Source organism: [Flexibacter] sp. ATCC 35208, from assembly GCF_001975825.1.
Classification (GTDB): Bacteria; Bacteroidota; Bacteroidia; order Chitinophagales; family Chitinophagaceae; genus Chitinophaga.
This window is the reverse complement of record NZ_MTKN01000241.1, coordinates 1-572: the sequence shown is the minus strand read 5'-3', so window position 1 is coordinate 572 and position 572 is coordinate 1. Positions and strand designations below refer to the sequence as shown.

The following is a 572-nucleotide window of genomic DNA, read 5'->3' as shown; positions in this document are numbered from 1 at the left end:
GGATTGCGTAATCTTCCGGCATTTTTAGTAGATAATCCGGGATTAAATTCAGGATTTATGATTCCGCAATATACTGCAGCAAGTATTGCAAGTCAAAACAAGCAATTGGCAACTCCGTCAAGCGTAGATAGTATTGTGTCAAGTAACGGGCAGGAAGATCACGTAAGTATGGGAGCAAACGGAGCAACAAACGCATTGCGTGTTTTAGAGAATTTAGAGCGTATTCTGGCAATTGAATTGTTGAATGCTTCACAGGCAATTGCTTATAGAGAACCATTGAAATCAAGTGATTTTATAGAGATGTTTTTAAGCAGTTACAGTGAGGTAGTTCCTCTTGTAAAGGAAGATAGAATCTTACATTACGACATTAAAAAGACTGTGGAATTCCTGGACAGTTTCCAAATTGAAAACGATTTGTTAACAATGGCTTAACATTGTAAAGTATTAATGAAGTAATTTTGCACTATCAAAAATATAAAAATGTCAATAAACAGTATTTTCCAATTTTTAGTGCCGAAAGACAAAAAATTCTTTCCACTTTTTGAAGAAGCTTCAAGCAATTTAATTGAATT

1 protein-coding gene is annotated in these 572 nt (G+C 34.3%); it reads left to right on the top strand.

Annotation, left to right across the window (positions count from 1 at the left end):
- Positions 1-432, top strand: a 432-nt coding sequence (locus BW716_RS35290) for an aromatic amino acid lyase (RefSeq protein WP_179091427.1), incomplete at its 5' end; no start/stop codon positions are given.
- Positions 433-572 lie beyond the last annotated feature (140 nt).